Annotated in this window: 19 protein-coding genes; 14 read left to right on the top strand and 5 right to left on the bottom strand. The window is 51.8% G+C overall.

Translation table 11 applies throughout. The features are described from left to right. Window positions 1-153 precede the first annotated feature (153 nt). Window positions 154-600 carry an Lrp/AsnC family transcriptional regulator gene (locus ACFVTB_RS03430; RefSeq protein WP_387745204.1) on the top strand — a complete coding sequence of 149 codons (447 nt, stop codon included), beginning with the start codon at window positions 154-156 and terminating at the stop codon, window positions 598-600. A gap of 100 nt (window positions 601-700) precedes the next feature. Here ACFVTB_RS03430 and ACFVTB_RS03425 read toward each other — a convergent pair whose 3' ends face one another. Together ACFVTB_RS03425 and ACFVTB_RS03420 are read right to left on the bottom strand one after the other, a co-directional pair. After that, window positions 701-2,251, bottom strand: a complete 1,551-nt coding sequence (locus ACFVTB_RS03425) for an acetamidase/formamidase family protein (RefSeq protein WP_387745201.1) — start codon at window positions 2,249-2,251, stop codon at window positions 701-703. A gap of 261 nt (window positions 2,252-2,512) precedes the next feature. Further along, the gene (locus tag ACFVTB_RS03420; protein WP_387745198.1) at window positions 2,513-3,052 is read right to left on the bottom strand and encodes a GNAT family N-acetyltransferase; all 540 of its coding nucleotides are present in this window, start codon (window positions 3,050-3,052) and stop codon (window positions 2,513-2,515) included. Window positions 3,053-3,264: 212 nt separating this feature from the next. Here ACFVTB_RS03420 and ACFVTB_RS03415 point away from each other — a divergent pair, with 212 nt between their 5' ends. Beyond that, window positions 3,265-3,456: a hypothetical protein gene (locus ACFVTB_RS03415; RefSeq protein ID WP_387745195.1), complete on the top strand. Its 192-nt coding sequence runs from the start codon at window positions 3,265-3,267 to the stop codon at window positions 3,454-3,456. A gap of 46 nt (window positions 3,457-3,502) precedes the next feature. On the opposite strand, the gene ACFVTB_RS03410 is transcribed toward ACFVTB_RS03415, so the two are convergent. The 3 genes from ACFVTB_RS03410 to ACFVTB_RS03400 are packed head-to-tail and all read right to left on the bottom strand — an operon-like array spanning window position 3,503 to window position 5,987. After that, window positions 3,503-3,838 (bottom strand): periplasmic substrate-binding domain-containing protein, encoded by a 336-nt coding sequence (locus ACFVTB_RS03410; RefSeq protein ID WP_387745192.1) that lies wholly within the window; start codon window positions 3,836-3,838, stop codon window positions 3,503-3,505. Next, the gene (locus ACFVTB_RS03405) at window positions 3,778-5,217 is read right to left on the bottom strand and encodes an ABC transporter substrate-binding protein (RefSeq protein ID WP_387745189.1); all 1,440 of its coding nucleotides are present in this window, start codon (window positions 5,215-5,217) and stop codon (window positions 3,778-3,780) included. The genes ACFVTB_RS03410 and ACFVTB_RS03405 overlap by 61 nt, the downstream gene beginning before the upstream one ends. Before the next feature lie 20 nt (window positions 5,218-5,237). Then, window positions 5,238-5,987: a GNAT family N-acetyltransferase gene (locus tag ACFVTB_RS03400; RefSeq protein ID WP_387745186.1), complete on the bottom strand. Its 750-nt coding sequence runs from the start codon at window positions 5,985-5,987 to the stop codon at window positions 5,238-5,240. 202 nt (window positions 5,988-6,189) lie between these two features. Between ACFVTB_RS03400 and ACFVTB_RS03395 the strand changes: the two genes are divergently transcribed. The 12 genes from ACFVTB_RS03395 (at window position 6,190) to ACFVTB_RS03340 (ending at window position 20,074) form a co-directional block, all read left to right on the top strand. Next, on the top strand, window positions 6,190-6,537 hold the full coding sequence (locus ACFVTB_RS03395; RefSeq protein ID WP_387745183.1) for a hypothetical protein: 348 nt from the start codon (window positions 6,190-6,192) through the stop codon (window positions 6,535-6,537). Window positions 6,538-6,910: 373 nt separating this feature from the next. Beyond that, window positions 6,911-7,807: a carbohydrate ABC transporter permease gene (locus tag ACFVTB_RS03390; RefSeq protein WP_387745180.1), complete on the top strand. Its 897-nt coding sequence runs from the start codon at window positions 6,911-6,913 to the stop codon at window positions 7,805-7,807. Beyond that, a complete protein-coding gene (locus ACFVTB_RS03385; protein WP_387745177.1) occupies window positions 7,804-8,673 on the top strand; it encodes a carbohydrate ABC transporter permease in 870 nt (289 codons plus the stop codon). The genes ACFVTB_RS03390 and ACFVTB_RS03385 overlap by 4 nt, the downstream gene beginning before the upstream one ends. A 44-nt stretch (window positions 8,674-8,717) precedes the next feature. After that, complete coding sequence (locus ACFVTB_RS03380) at window positions 8,718-10,061, top strand: ABC transporter substrate-binding protein (RefSeq protein WP_387745174.1); 1,344 nt, start codon at window positions 8,718-8,720, stop codon at window positions 10,059-10,061. 121 nt (window positions 10,062-10,182) lie between these two features. Next, window positions 10,183-11,184 carry a LacI family DNA-binding transcriptional regulator gene (locus ACFVTB_RS03375; RefSeq protein ID WP_387745171.1) on the top strand — a complete coding sequence of 334 codons (1,002 nt, stop codon included), beginning with the start codon at window positions 10,183-10,185 and terminating at the stop codon, window positions 11,182-11,184. A 702-nt stretch (window positions 11,185-11,886) separates the two neighbouring features. Continuing rightward, the gene (locus tag ACFVTB_RS03370; protein ID WP_387745168.1) at window positions 11,887-12,075 is read left to right on the top strand and encodes a hypothetical protein; all 189 of its coding nucleotides are present in this window, start codon (window positions 11,887-11,889) and stop codon (window positions 12,073-12,075) included. A 436-nt stretch (window positions 12,076-12,511) separates the two neighbouring features. Further along, entirely contained in the window at window positions 12,512-13,066 is a 555-nt protein-coding gene (locus ACFVTB_RS03365; RefSeq protein ID WP_387745165.1) for a VanZ family protein, read from the top strand. 212 nt (window positions 13,067-13,278) lie between these two features. Further along, window positions 13,279-14,238 carry a carbohydrate ABC transporter permease gene (locus tag ACFVTB_RS03360; protein ID WP_387745162.1) on the top strand — a complete coding sequence of 320 codons (960 nt, stop codon included), beginning with the start codon at window positions 13,279-13,281 and terminating at the stop codon, window positions 14,236-14,238. A 16-nt stretch (window positions 14,239-14,254) separates the two neighbouring features. Next, the gene (locus ACFVTB_RS03355; protein WP_387745159.1) at window positions 14,255-15,106 is read left to right on the top strand and encodes a carbohydrate ABC transporter permease; all 852 of its coding nucleotides are present in this window, start codon (window positions 14,255-14,257) and stop codon (window positions 15,104-15,106) included. Window positions 15,107-15,210: 104 nt separating this feature from the next. After that, window positions 15,211-16,578, top strand: a complete 1,368-nt coding sequence (locus ACFVTB_RS03350; protein WP_387745156.1) for an ABC transporter substrate-binding protein — start codon at window positions 15,211-15,213, stop codon at window positions 16,576-16,578. Between the two features lie 78 nt (window positions 16,579-16,656). Then, complete coding sequence (locus tag ACFVTB_RS03345) at window positions 16,657-18,507, top strand: sensor histidine kinase (protein WP_387745153.1); 1,851 nt, start codon at window positions 16,657-16,659, stop codon at window positions 18,505-18,507. Further along, on the top strand, window positions 18,482-20,074 hold the full coding sequence (locus ACFVTB_RS03340; protein WP_387745150.1) for a response regulator transcription factor: 1,593 nt from the start codon (window positions 18,482-18,484) through the stop codon (window positions 20,072-20,074). Before ACFVTB_RS03345 ends, ACFVTB_RS03340 begins: the two co-directional genes overlap by 26 nt. Window positions 20,075-20,088: the final 14 nt, after the last annotated feature.

Here is a 20,088-nt window from a genome sequence, read left to right as displayed (position 1 = left end):
CCATCTATCTAATAAAGGAATCAGGCTTTAATGGCGATCGGAAGAACCCTCTGACCCGCAGCGCTTCTCTCTCCCTTGAAGTCATACATGGCCTCGCCCGGTTGTCCATTTCCTTTCGATATCTGGTACAATAACGACAGAAGAGGTGAGGCAATGCTGGATTCGATCGATAATCATATTTTGCAGCGGCTGGCTCAAAATAGCAGAACTTCCTATACCAATCTCGCGAAGGAAGTCGGCTTATCCGGCGTTGCGGTAAAGGAACGCATTGATAGACTGGTCAATCAAGGCATTATCGAGCAGTTCTCAATCGTCATTAGTGCTGAGAAGCTGGGGAAGAAAATATCCGCCTACCTGGAGCTGGAGGTAGAGCCAGCCAGCTTGGACGAAACGGTGGAAGCGCTGAAAGCGAACGAACGTGTAGCCGTCTTGTACGAAATGACGGGGCCGTGCCTGCTCCACGTCCATATTCTGGTGGAGAGCATGGACGAAATGGAACAATTCATGCATGAGTCGATTTACTCCTTGCGGGGTCTTGTTCGAGTAGAGAATCAAATCCTATTGAAACGCCACAAAAATCAAGACGGTCTGAACATTTAAACGTAAAGCTGTCTTTATGCGCAAAAGAGCAATGCCAGGCTTATCGAAGCCTAGCATTGCTCTTTTTTCTATCACGAACAGCCGTTACGACTAGTTCCAATTAATTCGTTTTTGATAATTTGGCTTGATAAAATGTAGCGGTATACTCGCTGACTACCGCTTTTCCGTCCGCCAGCCGGACAGGGGCGATGAGCTTCAGCTTTTCTCCATTGAAGGTAGCGGTAGGCTCTCCGACTTTCATAATCAGCGTATTGCCGTTATAGCTGATCGTAATCGTTTGCGTTGCGTTCTGCCATCCTACCTCCGCCCCGAAGCTCTCGAACCTGGTTCGAAGTGCTGAACTCTGCCGTTCGGCCTCGCCAAATTGCTCTTTGCCGACGACCGCATGGACGCCCCAGTTGCCGTCGACGACTTGCGTGATGCCGAAATCGGAAGATACCGACATGAGGGAGTAGGCTTCGTCTTCGGTCAAATTCATGCCGTTCATAAGAAATGCTTTCGTTTTATGTGCGGCATCCTTCATCGCTTTATCGATTGAGGATTTGTTAAAGATCTCCTTCTGCGCGTTCTCGCCGAGTTCGGCCAAATAGTTCGCATAGCTGAATCCGTGAATAACCCACTCATTCTCGTTCTCGAGCAACGGGAAACTAAGATTGCTCAGCTTTTTGTTCAGATTCGCTTTTTTATGAAGAATGACTTGAATATCTCCCGTTACCGACGTTTCAATCGCGGTTCCATTGAGCTCCGAATCGCCTTGGCCTGCATGCGGATCGCCGACCGACAGCAGCGCGCCCGGCACCGAGACGGGGTAATACATGGTTGCGCCTTCGGTTACGCGCCAATCATCGATATTGCCTCCGAAGTAGGAAGGCGGGACGGAGTCGACGACATCCGCTTCCTTCGGGGCGACGCCCATCGTGCCGAAATGCAGCCGGACCGGAACTTTAACGCCGTTCAGCACGTTGAAGTTTTTCTCGATCGTACTATGATCGACGACTACGCCGGGATAATCGATCGTTGGATGGACCTTGCCGTCGGGGTCGGTCTGTGCGGTCCATCTGAAGTTGTACACCGCGGTGGCATAATCCGTTACGCCGTCCGAGTCCATCTCGTAAATGGTGACAACTTCCCGCTTCTTCGGCTCTTCGATCATTTCCCCGTACAAATAGCCCCAATTGGCGGCGACGTTGACGCCGTAGGTTTTGCCTGCGAATTTTTCGTTGCCGTTCGGCCGGAGTTTCATATCCAAAATTTTGACCTCCAGCACGTCTCCAGGCTCCGCTCCTTTAACGGCAATCGGACCAGTCATAATGTGGACGCCCGGTCCGCGCAGCGATTCATTCTTCTCCTGGTTGTTCCAGTGGAAGATATCCTCCACGCCCGCATCTCCTTGAATCATCCGCTCGTAGTCATCGCCGGAGTGATGGGTGATCGCTTCTACCGTCACAATATCTCCGGAATCAACCGTTAGCACCGGATCGCCTTTTCCGATATTTCCCCACCGGACGTTGTCCGCGTTAGCTGCCAGAACATGCGTCTTCGGCACAGCTGTGAGAATTTTCGTGTCAGCATTTGCAACATAAAACGATGAATTAAATACGAATAATGCCGATGCAGCAAGAGTGACCTTCCATAACCTTTGTTTCCCCATACTCAAATCTCCTCTTTCTTTTTGTTAATGTTAGATTATCTAACATATCTGTGAGGTTGAGTATAGCAGAACGTTTTGGGATTAACAATATAAAGTTTTTTGTCTATTGTTATTAATTTTATTAACTAGATAAAAAGATGTGGTTAAATAAATGAGGTTAAACAAATAAACCTAAAAGTAATTAATGCCCATGAAGTCACAAAAAGCGCCAGAATCACGGGTTCAACAACCACGCATAATTCTGGCGCTTTCTTATTTCATTTATAACGACAGTGCATCCCATTCCTCTCGCAGAATGCCCATTCGAATTGAATCGTACCATTTCTCCTTGTGAAGGCGGCATTTTCGAATGCGCGCCTCTATCGTCATCCCTAGCTTCTCTCCAAGACGGATCATAGAGTTGTTCTCCGACCAAGTGATGAAACCGATGCGCACAAGCGAATATTGCCGGAACAAGTGGTTGATCCACAGCCGCATCGCTTTTGTCCCAACTCCGCCGTTCCAGAACGAAGGATCGTAAATGACGATGCCGATTTCCATCCATAGGCTGGGCTGATGCTCCCAGTAGTAATTGACTGTTCCGATCAGCTCGCCGTCCGCCTCAATCACCCAACGGCGCTCGGTATCCACCAAATAGGCTTTATCCTCGAGAAATTGCTCCAAGGTAACGGGCGTCAGCTCGTAGTAAGGTGCGTCCCATCTTTTCCACTCGGGCGTGGGTTCTTCGTAAATCAAAGCCCAGAGCTTGCTCAAATCGCTCTCCGCTATAGGCCGGATCGTCACTTGCTCGTCTTTGTACATAGGTGCCTCCCCTATTTTCGTCGATGAACGGTTCCATTTTAAACGCAAACGTCAGGACGAGCGAGGTGCGGCTTCAAGGGAATGAGGCGCGTTTCCACGGAAATGGCGGTAAGGAATAAAAGGGGAAATTCAGGTTCGGCTTCCTACACTTTTTAGCGTTCTTTTCCTGTTTCATAATGAAAACAAGATGAGGTAAGGGGAGTGGGAAAACGATGAGGGATCACTATTACGCGATGGAGCAGCTGATGAAACAGAGGCAAAAAGAAATAGCCGTGCGGGCGAGACGGGAAGGGATGCTTCGCGCCGCAACCGCGCCGCAAGAAGAGAGCCAGGCAGGCTGGCTGCGGCAGGCTGCAAGCGTTGTTCGCAAGCTGCTCAGGCGAGGTGCGATAAAAGACGACTAACGCAAGCGGGGCAGGATTATCCTTCCGGTACCCGCTTGCCGTCCGTTTAATCGCGCCAAACCTCCTTAAATTCGATCCAGCCGTGCGGGCTAATGCCGACGCCGCGATAAGCTGGAGGAGCGGCGAGCTGGAAGCGGCCGTGGAACAGAAACAGCAGCTGTGCCTCCTCCAACATCCGCTTCTCCATATCAAGCAGCGTCTGACGACGTTCTTCCGCATCCTCGCATGCCAGCGCCCGATCGGTGAATTGCTGAACCCACTGCTCCTGCTCGGGGGTTAAGCTTTCATGGATAAAGCTCCCGTTCATTTCGAATGTTTCGATCAGATCGATCTCATCCTCGGGGAAAAGAATGGCGTGCAGCAGACCGTCCATCTGCCGCATAACGGCTGGATCTTGAATGCGCTCGGCGGACTCATGCCGGATTGGGCAAGCAGCGCTTGCGCCTGCTCACGGCCGCTGCTCCAGCCGCAGTCAGTGTCAGGTACAGCCTCCTCCTCGACCTTGCGAGGAAAAAAACCAACCGCCGGGATAACCGTATCTTCGCTCACGTCATGAGTGACGCGGCTGTTCAGCTCGCGCACCATTTGCCGGCGGTCAAGGAGGTTGTCGATCGCTTGGCGGAGCAATTTTGAGCGCTGAGGACCGTCCTTGTTCCGATTCCAGACGATCAGATGCGTCGTATAATGACGGGATACAGCCGCTTGCAATGGATCGATAGAATTGACTTTCGTTTCGGCTTCACCCAAAATGCGCTGCCATAGCGAATCGCTAGTATGAGGTGCAGGAACCGTCACGATAACGACCTGATCCAAATGCGGGCGGCCTAGATAGTAAGCGGCGTTCGCTTGCATCACGAATCGTTTTTCGGTCCATTCCGTCACCCGGAAGGGACCGGTTCCGATTGGACGTTTCCAAAAATCGTTTTCCGTTTGTCCCGCAAAGCCCTTCGGCAGCACAGATAGCGGAATAGAGCTTAGATAATGGAGAAAGATGCGATTTGGCCGCGTCAGCCGGATAACGACCTTGCGCAAAGAAGGCGCTTCTATCGATAGAAGCGAACGAAGCATCCAACTGTTCCTTCTGCCGTATCGCAGCCTCTCCAATGAAAAAACCACGTCTTCCGCCGTCAATTCCAGGCCGTTATGAAACAGGACGCCTTTCCGCAGATGAAGCGTCCAGACGGTCGCATCGCTGCTGCTTTCCCAAGCGTGCGCTATGCCGGGGAGGGTATCGAGCGTTGTATCGTCGCGCCGCAGGAGAGGATCGAAAAGCTGCTTGATCATATGGGCCGTTCGAGTATAAAAGCATTCCGCCGGGTCGAGCCCGACGATTGGCTCGGCGGTCGGCAAGCGCAGCGTATCTGTCACGCGGTCTCCGTCGCCGCGAATTTGCGCAAAGCCGAAACGCCCGTTCAGCCATTCGGTGAAGCGGGCAGTGGCCGATGTGCCGTCTCCATACAGACCCAGCAACTCGAAAGCTTGCTTATACTCTTCTCTTTCAGCATGTAGACGGGACAGCTCGAGCAGAGCCTGCTCTTTGTCGGACAGGAAGGACAAGCGCGAGCGATTGCCGCGGCCGAGGCCTGGCTGCCAATCGATCAAGCCTTCGTTCTGCAGCTTGCGCAATACAAGCTTGGCGTTTCGAGTTGTGCAATGAAGCGCGTCTGCAATTTGCGCAAGCGTCGTCTCCTGCGGAACGCCAAGCCGGTTCGATCCGTTCAGTCGGTGATTCAACTGGAGATAATGCTCGGCGGACAACATGGCGTCGCCCTCCTATCCTTTTATTCAACCGATTGCGGCTGCACCCGGTACCAATATCGATAACATTCTTTATATCCGATTTTATCATATAAACGAATAGCGGGGGCATTGCGCAATACGACGGCGAGATAACTGCGGGAAGCGCCGTTCGCCTTTGCCCATTGCAGCAGATGCAATATCATCTGCTCGCCGAAGCCTTGATTACGGTACGCGCTATCCGTCACAATGCCGTACAAGCCGACGTATTCCCGCTCGATAACGCCAAAGCCGCAGGCCACAGCCCGGTCCTGGTCGTAAAAGGTAATGAACCCGGCCTTCGTTGCCAAGTTATCGAGCATTTTAACGAGCGCTCCCCGGTGTTTCGCATTGACGTCATTCAAGCGGCAGTAAAGGTCCAGCCAAGCTGCATTGGGGCGGGACTCAATCTCGGCTGTACCGCGCGAAGGCTCACGGATGCCGCTTAACGGCATCGTCTGAATGCAGGTGGGATCGACTACGGCATAGCCCTTCTTCTCCAGCAGGCTGTCCAGGTCTTGCGGCTCGGCCAAAGCGGTTAGCTTGTAAATGGCCGGCAGCCCATGTTCCGCATACAGCTTCTCGCAGTAATCGATTTTATCTTCTATGTCCAGCGTTGAGCCGAAAATCGGGCTGATCGAATTCGATCGTTTCGTATACCCGTCAGCAAAACGAAGAGCCCAGCCGTCATAGAATAGGGTGGACAGAGGAGGCCAATGATTCAAGGACAGTTCTTCCAGCATGCGAATGTGCACGAGCTTATTCCTCCTAGCAATATGATTTGAATTATTATACAAACATATGAATAAAAATACAATCACATAACTCTATTATTATTCCGTCTGAAGTTCTTTCGCTTCTCTCATTCTCAATCTGATCGGAGCCTCCTAAATGGCCGTTTGCGATCTTAAATCAACCCGCTCCGCATACATTGGCTAATAAAGGAGCGTGAAACGATTGGATCAGAAGATCAGGCGCTATTATCAATTAAAACAAAAACAAAAGGATTTGGAGAAGGAGTTAAGTGAACTGCGCGGCGATATTGTCCGTCACTGCGAGGAGCAAGGCGTCGCCGAGCTGGAAACGAGAACGTACAGAGTGAAGATCGTCCAGCAGGAAAGAAAGGAATTCATCGACGAGAGGCTGTACGATGCGCTGCCCGATCCGGAAATGTGGAGGCTGGTTTCCAAGGCCGATGCTGGAAAAGTGGCGAGCTTGATCCGGTTGAACGTGCTGCCTGAAGCGGCGATTCAGGATGCGTACGCAAGTAAAAGCGTGTCGCTGCTTCACGTCGACAAGAAGTAAGTCGTCGCTTAACGGTGCAGCCGCCGTGGGGACCGTTCCACTGTAGGGACGGTCTTTTTGATGTAAGCGGCGACTGGCTGGATTGGCAAATTTCATCGGTTACCAGACCGTTCAGCCATGCCTAGAGCGGTTCAACAAGCTTGCTGCAACCGTTCTCAAAAAGCTGAATTTTCACCCTTGTCAACGCTTGCATTTGCGATTATAATAAGTTCAACGAATCGAAAGTTTAAACGCTTTAACTTTTATCAATTGCGGAAAGATCATGAACATCCGGAGTTTCATGCAGTGAAAAGGCAAATTTTTTTCCTCAGAAAGTTAAAGCGCTTAAACTTTATGAAGAAGTGCCTACCGCTCGAAGAAGGGGGACCCTTTAGTGAGGTCAACAAAAGAAAGCCGTCGTCAGGGAAGGTTGTTCTATTTTTTTATTTCCCCTTGGCTAATTGGATTTATCGTATTCGCTTTATTCCCGGTTCTCGCTTCACTGTATTACAGCTTTACGGAGTATGACATTATCCATTCTCCGGAGTTTATCGGTTTGGGTAACTACAAGGAGCTATTCCAGGACGAACAGTTTTGGAATTCGATTCGGGTGACGCTGAAGTATACGTTTATCAGCGTGCCGCTGACGCTGCTGATGTCGCTCGGATTCGCCATGCTGATTAATCAGAAAATACCGTTTCGCGGCTTTTTCCGGACGGCGATGTATTTTCCGAGCATGATTTCCGGCGTCTCGATGGCGCTGCTCTGGTTCTGGGTGTTCAACCCGCAGGCGGGGCTGTTCAATTATGTGCTGTCGCTATTCGGCGTGGAGCCGATCCATTGGTTCCTGGACGAGAAGTATGCGATATGGGCGCTCATTATTATGTCCTTCTGGGGCGTCGGAGCGGGCATGCTTATTTTTCTGGCGGGCTTGCAGGGCGTTCCGGCGAGCTTGATCGAAGCGGCGAAGCTGGACGGAGCGGGCCGCATGCGCACATTCTGGAACGTAACGCTGCCGCTTATCTCGCCAGTCTTCCTTTTCCAGCTCATTATGGGCTTGATTGAATCGTTTCAGGTGTTTACGCAGGCTTATACGATCACGCAGGGCGGGCCGAATTACTCGACCTGGTTCTATGTCTACAACATTTACATTAACGCTTTCAAAAACTTCCGCTACGGCTACTCCTCGGCGATGTCCTGGATATTGCTCGCTGCCGTCATGCTGGTTACCTTCTTCATCATGAAGATGTCGAATCGCTACGTTTACTATGAAGGAGGGAAGGACCGATGAGCAATATTTACCCGGGCCAGGCGCCGAAAGCGAAAAAATTCGATGTTGTCCCGCTGATTGGTTTTGTCATTCTCTTAATCGTCACAATAGCCATGCTGCTGCCGTTCGGTTTTATGGTGTCGACCTCGCTTAAGACGACGAAGGAAATGCTGCTTTTTCCTCCGACGATTATTCCCGAGCATTTTGCATGGGGGAACTTTAAGGAGCTGTTCGTGAACGAGGAGATCAAGTTCGGCATGCAGTATAAAAACAGCTTGATTGTCGCTATCGCGACGGTGATCGGCACCGTGTTCTCTTCGTCCTTTGTCGCCTTCGGTTTCGCTAGATACCGGGCGAAGGGCAGCGGACTTATGTTCATGTTCGTGCTCGGCACGCTGATGCTGCCTTATCCGGCTATAATGATTCCGCAGTTTCTGCTCTTTACGAAGCTTGGGCTGCACGACTCGCTGCTGCCGCTTATTTTGCCGGCCTTCTTCGGCTCGGCGTATATGATCTTTCTGATGCGCCAGTTTTTCGCGGGCATGCCCGAGGAAATATACGATGCAGGCCGGATCGACGGCTGCTCCGAATTCCGGCTTTATTGGAACCTGACGCTGCCCGTTTCCGGTCCGGTGCTCTCCACCATCGCCATCTTCTCGTTCATTTGGAGCTGGAACGACTTGCTCGCTCCGGTACTGTACCTGGATTCGCAAGAAAACTTTACACTGCCGATCGGGATGGCTGCCATGCTGTCCTCGAAGTTTAGAATTGCGCCGTGGAATTTAATGATGGCCGCTTCGATTCTGTCCGTGCTTCCGATCGTCACGCTGTTCGCCATTGCGCAGAAGCGGTTCGTGCAGGGCATCGTGCTTACCGGCATCAAGTAGTTTTTCACATACATCATAACGAAAAAATGAGGGGGATTTTGAGTATGGTGCAAAACAAAGGCAAGCTCTTATTCACTTTCGTCGTAGCGTTCTCGCTCGTCGCTGCTGGCTGTTCGAACGGCGGTGGCAAAGAAGGCAAAGAGGGAGATACGGTGACGATTACGCACTACACGATCGATTCGCCGGACCGAACCTTCGTGGAGAAGCTTGTGCCAGAGTTCGAGGCGAGCCATCCAGGCATTAAAGTGAAGGTGACGAAAGCGCCTTACGAGCAGTTCGATTCCAAGCTGCAATCCGCAATTGCGGCGAAGAACGGCCCGGACGTGACGTCCCATTGGGGCTATGGCGGTTTCATGGAGTACTACAATAAGGGGATGCTGATGGACTTGACGCCGCATCTCGGCGATTTCAAAGCATCTGATTACAGCATTCCGGAAGATGTTATGGACATCTATAAAGTAGACGGCAAAACGTATGGCATTCCGCTCAACAGCTACGTAACGGTCATGCTCTACAACAAAGACCTGTTTGATAAAGCGGGGCTTCCATATCCGCCGTCCGATTATGAGGACAAAAGCTGGACGTTCGACAAAATGCTTGAATATGCGAAAAAGCTGACCGTCGATTCCAAAAACTTGAACGAAGCGCAATACGGCGTCGACTTCGGCTTCGGCGAGCGCGATCAGCGTCCGCAATACTTCGGCGGCAACGTTTACTCCGACGATACGTGGACGAACGGCGGCAAGCCTTCCGAAATCAACCTGACCAAGCCTGAAGTAGTGGAAGCGTACAAGAAAGTGTACGGCTTGATTTATGACGAGAGAGTGTCGCCGACGCCGGCCTTCTCGAAGTCGGTTTCCGGCCAGTTTGGCGATCCGTTCCTTTCCGGCAAAATCGCGATGTCCGTCGTCGGCTCGTGGAGCCTTGCCGCATCCAGCGATTTCAGCTTCAACGTCGGCGTAGCCGCCGTTCCGCAAGGACCGAACAAGGATGTCAGAAGCGTGCTGTACGTCGATCCGCTCTTTGTTCTGAAAGATTCCAAGCATCCGAAGGAAGCGATGGAATGGATCGAGTTCCTCGTGACGAAGGAAGTGCAAGAGAAATCGATCGAGCTGAGCGGCGGCAACCCGCCGGTCAACCAGGCTGCGGCAGAGAAATACTACAGCAACTTCGAAGGCATCGATCCGGCGCAAATCAAGCAAGTGTTCGACGGTGCATACAAATACGGCTTTGAATCGTATAATCACTTGATCTCCAACTATTCGCAGATCAATGAGCTGTTCATCAATGAGCTGGCGAGCGTCGAGAACGGCGACCAGAAGGTCGAGGACGCGCTGCCGGGTATTGAAGAGAAGCTGAAGGCGCTGCTTGCGAGAGTAAACAAATAAGAAACGGAGGGAGAGAGGCGGCAACTCGTTGGACCGTCGCTCTCCCTCTTGCCGCCGCAATTGAACTTTCGGCGAAAATATGGTATTCGTTAATAAATACTTTTTTTTCGGGAGCCATGTGATGAAGGTCAGTATCTTTGATGTAGCGAAAAAGTCGGGATTGTCGGTCGTAACCGTCTCAAGAGTGCTGAATAACTCGTCCTCGGTCCGCCAGAAGAACAAAGAAAAAGTGCTGCAAGCGATGAAGGAGCTCGATTATCATCCGAATGCCGCGGCCAGAAGCTTGGCGCGGGGCAAGACGGGCATTATCGGCCTGACGCTGACGACGCTGCACGATTCCTTCTTTGACGCCGTCGTGAACGAAATTAACGGCAAGCTGGCCGAGCACGGCTATTATTTGGCCTTGTCGGTTGCGAAGAGCTACGCGGATACGGTCCATCGTCCATTGTTCGAGGAAGACCGCGTGGACGGCGTTATTTTGCTGTCGCTTTCGCCGAAGGACGAAGACGAATATATTATCGATTTATCGAAGAAAAATATTCCGTTTGTCATGATCGACAATTCGGAACGTAATCCTTTTGTTACTTCTATTATTGTCGACAATTTCAGGGGCGGCTACGAGGCTACGAAGCATTTGATCGACCTCGGCCATACGGAGATTGCCCATATTGCCGGACCGGAGCACTATTTGAGCAGCCGGGAGCGGGAGCGCGGCTACATGGCGGCGCTCGCCGACGCAGGACTTGAACCTTACCGGATCGAGCGCGGCACCTTCGAAATTCCGTCCGGCTACCGGATTGCGATGGATTGGATCGCGGCGGGACAGCTGCCGCCGGCCATCTTCGCGGCGGACGATTATATCGCGCTTGGCGTCATGGACGCCTGTCTGAATGAAGGCATCCGCATTCCGCGCGATGTATCGATCGTCGGTTTCGACGATCAGGTGCTGGCTTCGGAGTTCAGGCCGATGCTGACGACGATCCGGCAGCCGGCCGATAAGATCGCAGCGATGGGCGTTGACCTGCTGCTTGCCGCGATTAACGATACCAGCACGGGAAATGTGACCGTGCAGATCGAGCCGGAGCTGATCGTGCGCGAATCGACCGCGCCAAGAAAGGCATAGACATTTGAGAGAAGAAAGAGCCTCAATTTCCGCTGTAAAGGGGGAATTGAGGCTCTTTTCTATTGGTGGCGATCAGCTGCCAGTCGCTAGCGCTGGTCTGTAAGCCGGAAAACCGTCTTACAGATGCATATCCGGGTAAGTTACACCTCACTCTCAAGCATTTTCTACTCTGTAAGGAGCTTTTAGATCCTTACAGCACGGTGACAGGCTCATTTTCTCCACTGTAAGGCTCTTTCGAGCCTTACAGCACGGTTGCAGGCTCGTTTTCTCCGCTGTAAGGCTCTTTCGAGCCTTACAGCGCGGTGACAGGCTCATTTTCTTCGCTGTAAGGCTCTTTCGAGCCTTACAGCACGATGACAGGCTCGTTTTCTCCGCTGTAAGGCTCTTTCGAGCCTTACAGCGCGGTCGCAGGCTCGTTTTCTACGCTGTAAGGCTCTTTCGAGCCTTACAGCGCGGTGACAGAGGTACAAGTTTTGCTACAACCGGATTCGCATTCATTCTTTTATTGGTTACATGACCCCACATTTGTGTGAAAAACGCTACTACGAGCAGCACCAGGTTGCATAATGAGCGTGTCTACTTTTTTGACAGAGGTACATTTTCTTCGCTGTAAGGCTCTTTCGGTTCTTACAGCACGGTCGCAGGTTCATTTTGAGTCTTGTAGCGTTCTGTAAGCCGGAAAACCCTCTTACAGAGGGGAAAATGGATCGTGTAACGTTCTGTAAGCCGGAAAACCGTCTTACAGAGGGAAAAATGAGTCTTGTAACGCTCTGTAAGCCGGAAAACCGTCTTACAGAGGCGAAAATGGGTTTTGTAGCGTTCTGTAAGCCGGAAAACCGTCTTACAGAAGTGAAAACCTGCCATGAGTCGGTGAAACGCGACACATCGTGAATATGACCGCTCGCTCAGGCACCGACATTCGAGCTATCACGTGTAATAACCAACTGGCTAAATTCAGCTTCAACCTTAAAATCAGTATTTGACGAAAGTAGTGAGCAGCGGAGGGTGAGAGGGTTCTTCCGATCGCCATTAAAGCCTGATTCCTTGATTGTATAGATGTTTACGGTAGGAATCATGCTTTAAAAGCGACCACTATCGTTTCTCCAGAATCCCTCTGCCCCTTCACTTTTTCTCCTTTTTCATTAAGCACTGATTTTAAGTTTGAGCCCTTTTTTTGCGTTTGTTCAGTGATTAACGCGAAGACGCTCCGCTAGCAGTTAAGAAATTCTTTAGCAATAGCAACGCTATTCTTAAGGTTTGGCCGCTAGAATAAGTAACCGACATACCTTATATCCCGCGCAGCGGTTGAGGAGGACTTATTCTGACGATGGAAGACAAAAGAGAGAAAGGCCGCGCCTTCACGAACGGCTTACTCGTATTCACGATTATTATCTACTTGTTTCTATTGCTCCAAATCATTGTTTTTAAAACGTTGGCGTCGCCGCTTGATTTGTTTACTGGCAATCATCCCTTTATGCGTTCTGTCAATCTCATCCCGTTCAAGGGAATGTGGGACGACGAACTGACAGCCGCTTCGAATCGGACAAGTCTGTTCGGCAACGTGATCCTGTTCGTACCGCTCGGCTTGCTGCTGGAGACGTTCGCTCCGCAAGGCAAGAGAGGCGCGGCAAGAAGTCTGGCGATTATCGCTGCGGCCAGCCTGCTGTTTGAAGGTATACAATACACATTCGCTATTGGCGTAACGGATATTAATGATTTGATTCTGAACACGCTTGGCGGTCTGGCGGGCATCTTGATCTACCGTATACTGCTGCGGGCAGCGGACAGAAACAAGGCGAGAACCGTCATTGCGGTTGCCGGGGGCTTGGTTGGCGTCGCGATGGTGCTGCTCTATGTCATGCTACTTTTAGCTAACGCCTAGCTTTGAAGAAAAGAAGATAAGCCAGTAATAAAGGCCATTCGACGGAAACCATCGGATGGCCTTTTTTGCATACAGACGTACAGACGGACGGACCGGCCGCGCAAGGAGGTCAATTTATTTTCGAATCGGTCAAATCCGTTTCTTCCGGGAGATCCGCTAAAACGATTAAATAGAAGAAGAACGAAACTGCTAGAAACGAAGAGGTGATTCGCATGCGCGAGCAAGCTGCAGGGCAGCGTCCGCAACAAGCACAGCAACATCATGCAGCAGCACTGCCGAAGCCGAAGAGGCCGAAGCGCAAGCAGAGAGAGGCTTTTGCCGGTTATGTGCTGGCGGCGCCGATGCTGCTCGGTTTATTTATTTTCACGGTTATACCGACTCTTATGAGTTTTGTGCTCAGCTTTACGGACTGGAGCTTTATCGCCGACGTGAAGAACATGAGGTTTACCGGTATTACAAACTACAAATTGCTGCTCGATGATCAAGTGTTTCTGACATCCATGAAGAACAATTTAATTTTGCTGCTCGTCGTGCCGGTCCAGTTGATTTTGGCGCTCCTGCTTGCGGTTATTATCGAGAAGTATGTATACGGCAAGAGCTTGCTGAAAGTGATGTTTTTTATGCCTTACATTTCGAGTATGGTAGCGGTCGCGATTGTGTTCCAGCTGCTGTTCCATCCGTCTTACGGGCCGATCAACGAAATGCTGCGATCGATAGGGGTGGAGAATCCGCCGAAATGGCTGGCCGATCTTCATTACGCGCTGCCGTCGGTCATGATTATTCTGATCTGGGTAGGCATCGGCTTTTGCATGGTCGTCTATATGGCGGCGCTCAACGCGATTCCTCGCGATTTGTACGAATCGGCCGACATTGACGGCGCGGGTCCGTGGACTCGTTTTCGCCGTATCACACTGCCGCTTGTCACACCGACCACCTTTTTCCTACTCGTTACAGGCTTGATCAGCTCATTCAAATCATTCGACATTATTAAAGTGCTGACGGAGGGCGGCCCGTCCTATTCAACCTCGGTCGTGACGTATTATTTGTACACAACGGCGTTCGAGAATCTGAAGACGGGATACGCTTCTTCCATCGCTTGGATGCTGTTCGGCTGCGTGCTGCTGATTACGCTCGTTCAGCTTTACGGACAGAAGAAATGGGTTCATTATTAAGTACGGAGGCCTGGCTATGCAATCAACAATGAACGCTCGCAAGAAGAAACAGATCGGAAAAGCCGCGCTCACGCTGCTTATGGTGGCTGTCGGCGTCTGCTTCCTCCTTCCGTTCTTCTGGATGCTATCGGCTTCCATGAAGCCGGAAATCGATGTTTTCAAATACCCGATTCAATGGATTCCGCAAGATTGGCGCTTTGTTGAAAACTATAAAGAGGTTTGGTTTGGCGAGCATCCTTTCGCCCTCTATTATTGGAACTCGATCAAGGTGAGTGTGGTGACGACGATAGTCTCAGTGCTTGTGTCGGCCATGGCGGCCTTCGCATTCTCGCATGTCGAGTTTCCTGGCAGAAAAGCGCTGTTTGGCGTCGTGTTGCTGACGTTTATGGTTCCAAGCTATTCCATTTTGGTGCCGCAGTTTATGATTTTCCGCTGGTTCGACTTGTTCGACAGCCATCTGGGTCTAGTGTTCCTCGGCTCGTTCAGCGCGCTCGGCACATTTATGCTGCGGCAGTTCTTTCTCGGGCTGCACAAGGATTATATGGATGCGGCTTTAATCGATGGTGCGGGCACATTTACGACCTTCTTCCGCATCGCGCTGCCGCTCGTCCGTCCGGCGCTGGCCACTTATGCGATATTGCGCTTCATTTGGACATGGAACGATTACGCCAACCCGCTTATCTTTCTGCGCAGCGACCGGCTGATGACCGTTCAGATCGGCATTCAGAAGTTCGCCGCGGAGAGCGGAGCATTCTACTCGCTCATTATGGCGGGCACCGTTTCGGCGATTTTACCGCTGCTTATTATATTCGTTATTGGACAAAAGCAGGTCATTGAAGGCATCGCGCTTGGCGGCGTGAAAGGGTAAAAATAGTTTGGAATTGGTAAAAATCGTCGCTTTGAAGCCCGAAACCCGAATGGTACGTTTAAGAAGCAATGAAACCGCTTTATTTATAAAAGGGAGGCTTAATGATGAAGAAGAGATGGATGTCCATGACCGTATCAGCGGTCTTGGCGACGGCAATGCTCGCAGGCTGTTCCAGCGGCGGAAGCAACGGGGGGAACAACGGAGAGGGCGCGTCGAAGCCGGAAAACCAGGCACCGGCGGCAACGAACGCTCCGCAAGTGAAGATCAAGTTTTTGAACTGGGAAAAGCCCGAGGTCTACCAGCCGGCAATCGACGCGTTCGAGAAAAAATATCCGAACATCAAGGTCGAATACGTGCCGGTCGTCGAAAACGATTCGAATGAAACGATCAAGAAGATCGATGTTATGTACGCTTCCGGCGAGGCGTTCGATGTTTTCTCGCTGAACTCGGTGCCGAACTTCAGTCAGCGGTCGGCTAACGGCATGCTGGAACCGCTCGATGAGTACTTGGCTAAAGAAGGCGTCAAGTTCGAGGACGAATACAAAGCGGAGCAAATGAAGCTGGACGGCAAGCGCTACTCGCTGCCTGGCAAATTCGGTCCATGGTTCATTCTGATGAACAAAACGCAGCTTGACGAAGCGAACCTGCAAGTGCCGGAAAGCTGGACGTGGGATGAGTTCCGCGATTTTGCGAAAAAGCTGACGAAGGGCGAAGGCCCGAGCAAGCAGTACGGCGTCTTTTTCCACACGTGGAAGGATTACCTCCTGCTGCGTCAATACAGCTCCGCACAAGATCAAGGCATTATGAAGGACGACGGCATCACGCTGAATGCCGACAATCCGCTCATGAAGGCTTCGCTCGAGCTTCGTTACGCCATGGAGCAAGAGGATAAGAGCGCAACGCCATACCAAGATATCGTGACGCAAAAAATTCCTTACCGCGATGAGTACTTCCAAGGCAAAGCGACGATGCTGCCGACCGGTCCATGGATGATCTCGGAAGCGGGCGGCACCGATAAAATTCCGGCAACGTTCGTATCCGCATTCGCACCGTGGCCGACGAACAACAAGGGCGACACGAACTATTCCTTCGGCGGCGCGGACTCGCTCGTCATTTCGTCGAAGTCAAAAAACAAAGAAGCGGCTTATCAGTTCATTCGGTTCCTCTCCACCGAAGGCATGGCGTTGACCAAACAGTTGAGTGCTTGGAAGAAGGCAGACGTCGCAAGCGAAGTCGACGCCATCGTAGGCGCGACGAAGTCGCCGGAAATGATCGACAAGGCGTCCTTGCTCAACACGCTGAACGTTTCTGCACTGCCGAATCCGGCGAACGCGCCTTCCTATGCTGCAGACATCGAGAAAGCATACATTGCTGAAGCGGAAAAATACATTTTGGGCACAGCGGACATCGATTCGACGCTTGCGAACATCAAAGTGAACCTGCAAAAAATTATCGATGCAAACAAAAAGTAGTCCCTTTATAATGAATCAAAAAGAGGATGCTCCCCTGGGGCATCCCTTTCACCTTTTCTACGAATGGAGCTTGCCGCTATGGGTCTCTCGTCGATGAGCTGGCGCAAAAAACTGATTACGACCGCCTTGCTTTGCCTGTTTATTCCCTCCATGCTGACGCTGCTTATTACCGGCTTGAACACAAGGGCGGAGCTGAAGGAAAAGGCGGTCGCCAAAGCGGAGCAGTCGCTGGAGGTCGCGGATTTGTACGTGTCCAACCTCGTCTCCGACATGCTCAAAGCGTCCAATACAGTGCAGTATGACAGCGAGATGATGACGGCGATGCGCACCGCCTGGAGCGGTTTTCGGAAAAGCCCGGAAGGCAAGCTCGATTTTTTCGCATATAAGCCAGTAGCAGAAAAGCTGGATCAGCTGCCGTTTTTCGGCGGGAAAACCTACGTGACGATTTTGCTGCCGGGTGGACTTTATTTTACAAACTATTCGACGTATCGGAACGATCTCAAATATATGTACAGCGAGCTCTGGGTCGATCAGATGGAGAAGGAGCCGCTGAATACGACGCTGTGGCTCGGCACGCAGCCGAATTACGTGAAAGCGGACGCCGCAGACCACCCGAAGGTGGTTACGGTCGTCCGCAGCTTTCAGCTTTTCGCCAATACAGGTAAAGCGTACATTGTTCTCAGCAAGCCGGAGGAGCAATTCCACGAGATATTCGGCAAGTACGCGTCGGACCAGACGATGCTGCTGCTGGATGAGAAAGGGACGATTATTTCCCATACCGACCCGCGCGCGATCGGGGGAAGCCTGATATCTTCGCTGGAGCTCGCTCCGGCGGAGGGGAAAGGGGAAGCGTTCTCTGCTAACTTGAGCGACTATATTCGCGTCGAGCATCCGCTGTCGATTGGCAGCTGGAGCATCGTCAGCTTAACGCCTTATAAGGAAGCGGCGGGCAATATTAACGGCTTCCTGAACGATCTTATTATGCTGCAAGTGCTGTTCTTCGTCCTCTTCTCGGTTGTGCTGTTCTATCTGCTTCGCCAGTTAACGCTGCCGATCGTGCAGCTGGCGAAAATCGCCGAGCGCGTCGATGCCGGAAACCTGGACGCCCGTTCCAAGTTTCGCGGCGCGGACGAGATCGGGAGGCTTGGCCTATCGTTTGATCGGATGCTGGATCGGATCAAGGAAATGATTCATCAGATCAAGCGCGAGCAGGACCGGAAACGGATGGCCGAGCTGGAACTACTGCAGGCGCAAATCAACCCGCATTTTCTGTTCAATACGCTGAACTCGATTCGGCTGCGCGTGTTGATGAAGGGCGAGAAGGAAATCGCCGAAATCGTCGGCTCGCTGTCGACGCTGCTGCGCATGACGATCAACCGCAACAACGAATTCATTTCGCTGTATGAAGAGGTCGGAACGGTTAAAGAATATATGCGGCTTATGAATTTCCGGCATGTGGAAAATATCCGATTCACGACTAACCTTGCTTCGGATACGCTGCTGGCCGCGGTTCCCCGGTTCACGCTGCAGCCGCTGATCGAGAACGCCTATATACATGGCTTGCGGCACAAGGAAGGAAGCATTGAGGTGCACTCCTGGAAGCAAGGCCACTTGCTGCTGATATCGATTCAGGACGACGGTATCGGAATGAACGAGGAGCAGAAGGTAGCAGTGATGGAGCGACTGAACGATCGCACGGAAGAAGCGGAGGCCCCGGCAGAAGCAGCCGGCGGAGGAACTGGCGAACGGGATCAGGTGAGCGGCATTGGTTTGAAAAATGTGCACGAGCGCCTGCGCATGATTTATGGCGATGCTTATGGCATTGAGATCGATGCTGCTTATACGGCAGGCTTGAAGCTGCTGCTGCGACTCCCGATCACGTTAAGACAGGAGGAGGAAGAGGATGCATACCGTATTGCTGGTCGATGATGATGTGGCCGTGCTTGAGTTTTTAGAGAAAATGCTGCCTTGGGATGAATACGGCTTCCGTGTAGCCGGCGTTTGCACGAACGGACTGGAGGCGTTGGACGTATGCAGAATGGAAGGGCCGCCGGATTTGATCGTGACCGATATCGGCATGCCTGCGATGGATGGCGTCACTCTCATCAAGGAAGTGAAGGCGATCAGCGACCGTCCGCGATTCGTTATTTTATCGTGCCATGACGATTTTCGCTATGCACAAAAGGCCGTTCAGCTTGGCGTACAGGATTATATGCTGAAGGAAACGATGGAACTGGAGGCGTTAACGGAGCTGCTGGCGGATGTGAAAGCGAAAATCGACGCGGATGAACGGTTGCAGAACGAAATGCGGACGCTCCACAGCCGGGCTAGCCGTAGCAAATCGATGCTCAAGGAGCAGTGGCTGCGTGATTGGCTCGTCTCCCCTATATCGGACAATGCCGCTTGGCTTTGCCAGCTGAGAGGATTCGGATTGCAGTCGATGCTGCCTTCCTTTATTCCAGTCATCGGAAGACTGCATGAGGTGAATGCGGCGTGGAAACGTTATGAGAATGAGGATACCGTTAAATTTATCGTCGAGAACATAGCGGAAGAGCTGCTTGGCCAGGAATCGCAGGTGATCTTCATCAGCGTCTCTTCCCGGGAGTTTTGCCTGCTCTTCAATTGCAAGAAGGAATTGAAAAACAGCCCCTACGAGCAGGCGCGCACGCTGGCCCGGCTCGTTCAGCAAAAACTGGAGCAGATTGCCAAGCTGCGCTACTCGATGCTAATCGGTGAGCTGGAAGTCGAAAGCGCGGGCATGAGGAAGCAGCTGCTCCATATGCTGCAGGCGACGGAACGCTTCTTCTACTTGCGGGAGCCGCAATTTGTGACGATGGAGGAAGCGAATAAGCTGACGTTCAACGACGAGGAGCCGCTCGCTTTCTACTACGATTACGCGGAACGAATCAACCGGGCAATTGTGGAGGCGAGCATCGACGTTCCCGAAGCGGTCGAGCCGTTCATTCAGTTTGTTTCGATCCGCAAGTTCGAGCCGCAGGGCGTCAAGCGCTTCGTGTTCAAGCTCGTACTGGATACGATGATGAAGCTGAAGGATACGCGCCACTATACGAACGAGAAGGTGCAGCGAGAGCTGGAACAGATCGGCAACATTGGCGAGCTGCGCGTCTGGCTGATCGGCTTCGTGCGAGAAGCGGTCGGCCTGATGGAGGAAATAGCGAAGCAGAGCAAGAAGGTCGAAATCGTTGACGCGCAAAAATATGTCCGGCAAAATCTCGACCGCAAAATATCGCTGGAGGAAGTGGCCGCCCATCTCCATTTGAATCCGAGCTACTTCAGCCGGCTGTTCAAAAAAGAGACCGGACAAAACTTCATTGAATACGTCACCCGCAGCAAAATGGAGAAGGCGCGTGAGCTGCTGAACGGCTCCGACCGGACGATGGAGCTTGTTGCGCAGCAGCTCGGGTATGAAAATAAAAGCTATTTCGTCAAGCTGTTCAAGGAGCATTACGGCATGCTGCCGAGCAAGTATGTGTAACGCGAACGATTCGA

Origin of the sequence: Paenibacillus sp. NPDC058071 (genome assembly GCF_042885235.1) — a bacterium.
GTDB lineage: Bacteria > Bacillota > Bacilli > Paenibacillales > Paenibacillaceae > Pristimantibacillus.
This window is presented reverse-complemented; position numbering and strand designations above follow the sequence as displayed.

What these genes read in the sequence shown, in the direction of transcription:
- ACFVTB_RS03430 (WP_387745204.1), top strand. Translation starts at nt 154, where the DNA reads ATGCTGGATTCGATCGATAATCATATTTTGCAGCGGCTGGCTCAAAAT.
- ACFVTB_RS03425 (WP_387745201.1), bottom strand. Translation starts at nt 2,251, where the DNA reads ATGGGGAAACAAAGGTTATGGAAGGTCACTCTTGCTGCATCGGCATTA.
- ACFVTB_RS03420 (WP_387745198.1), bottom strand. Translation starts at nt 3,052, where the DNA reads ATGTACAAAGACGAGCAAGTGACGATCCGGCCTATAGCGGAGAGCGAT.
- ACFVTB_RS03415 (WP_387745195.1), top strand. Translation starts at nt 3,265, where the DNA reads ATGAGGGATCACTATTACGCGATGGAGCAGCTGATGAAACAGAGGCAA.
- ACFVTB_RS03410 (WP_387745192.1), bottom strand. Translation starts at nt 3,838, where the DNA reads ATGCGGCAGATGGACGGTCTGCTGCACGCCATTCTTTTCCCCGAGGAT.
- ACFVTB_RS03405 (WP_387745189.1), bottom strand. Translation starts at nt 5,217, where the DNA reads ATGTTGTCCGCCGAGCATTATCTCCAGTTGAATCACCGACTGAACGGA.
- ACFVTB_RS03385 (WP_387745177.1), top strand. Translation starts at nt 7,804, where the DNA reads ATGAGCAATATTTACCCGGGCCAGGCGCCGAAAGCGAAAAAATTCGAT.
- ACFVTB_RS03380 (WP_387745174.1), top strand. Translation starts at nt 8,718, where the DNA reads ATGGTGCAAAACAAAGGCAAGCTCTTATTCACTTTCGTCGTAGCGTTC.
- ACFVTB_RS03375 (WP_387745171.1), top strand. Translation starts at nt 10,183, where the DNA reads ATGAAGGTCAGTATCTTTGATGTAGCGAAAAAGTCGGGATTGTCGGTC.
- ACFVTB_RS03370 (WP_387745168.1), top strand. Translation starts at nt 11,887, where the DNA reads ATGGATCGTGTAACGTTCTGTAAGCCGGAAAACCGTCTTACAGAGGGA.
- ACFVTB_RS03365 (WP_387745165.1), top strand. Translation starts at nt 12,512, where the DNA reads ATGGAAGACAAAAGAGAGAAAGGCCGCGCCTTCACGAACGGCTTACTC.
- ACFVTB_RS03360 (WP_387745162.1), top strand. Translation starts at nt 13,279, where the DNA reads ATGCGCGAGCAAGCTGCAGGGCAGCGTCCGCAACAAGCACAGCAACAT.
- ACFVTB_RS03355 (WP_387745159.1), top strand. Translation starts at nt 14,255, where the DNA reads ATGCAATCAACAATGAACGCTCGCAAGAAGAAACAGATCGGAAAAGCC.
- ACFVTB_RS03350 (WP_387745156.1), top strand. Translation starts at nt 15,211, where the DNA reads ATGAAGAAGAGATGGATGTCCATGACCGTATCAGCGGTCTTGGCGACG.
- ACFVTB_RS03345 (WP_387745153.1), top strand. Translation starts at nt 16,657, where the DNA reads ATGGGTCTCTCGTCGATGAGCTGGCGCAAAAAACTGATTACGACCGCC.
- ACFVTB_RS03340 (WP_387745150.1), top strand. Translation starts at nt 18,482, where the DNA reads ATGCATACCGTATTGCTGGTCGATGATGATGTGGCCGTGCTTGAGTTT.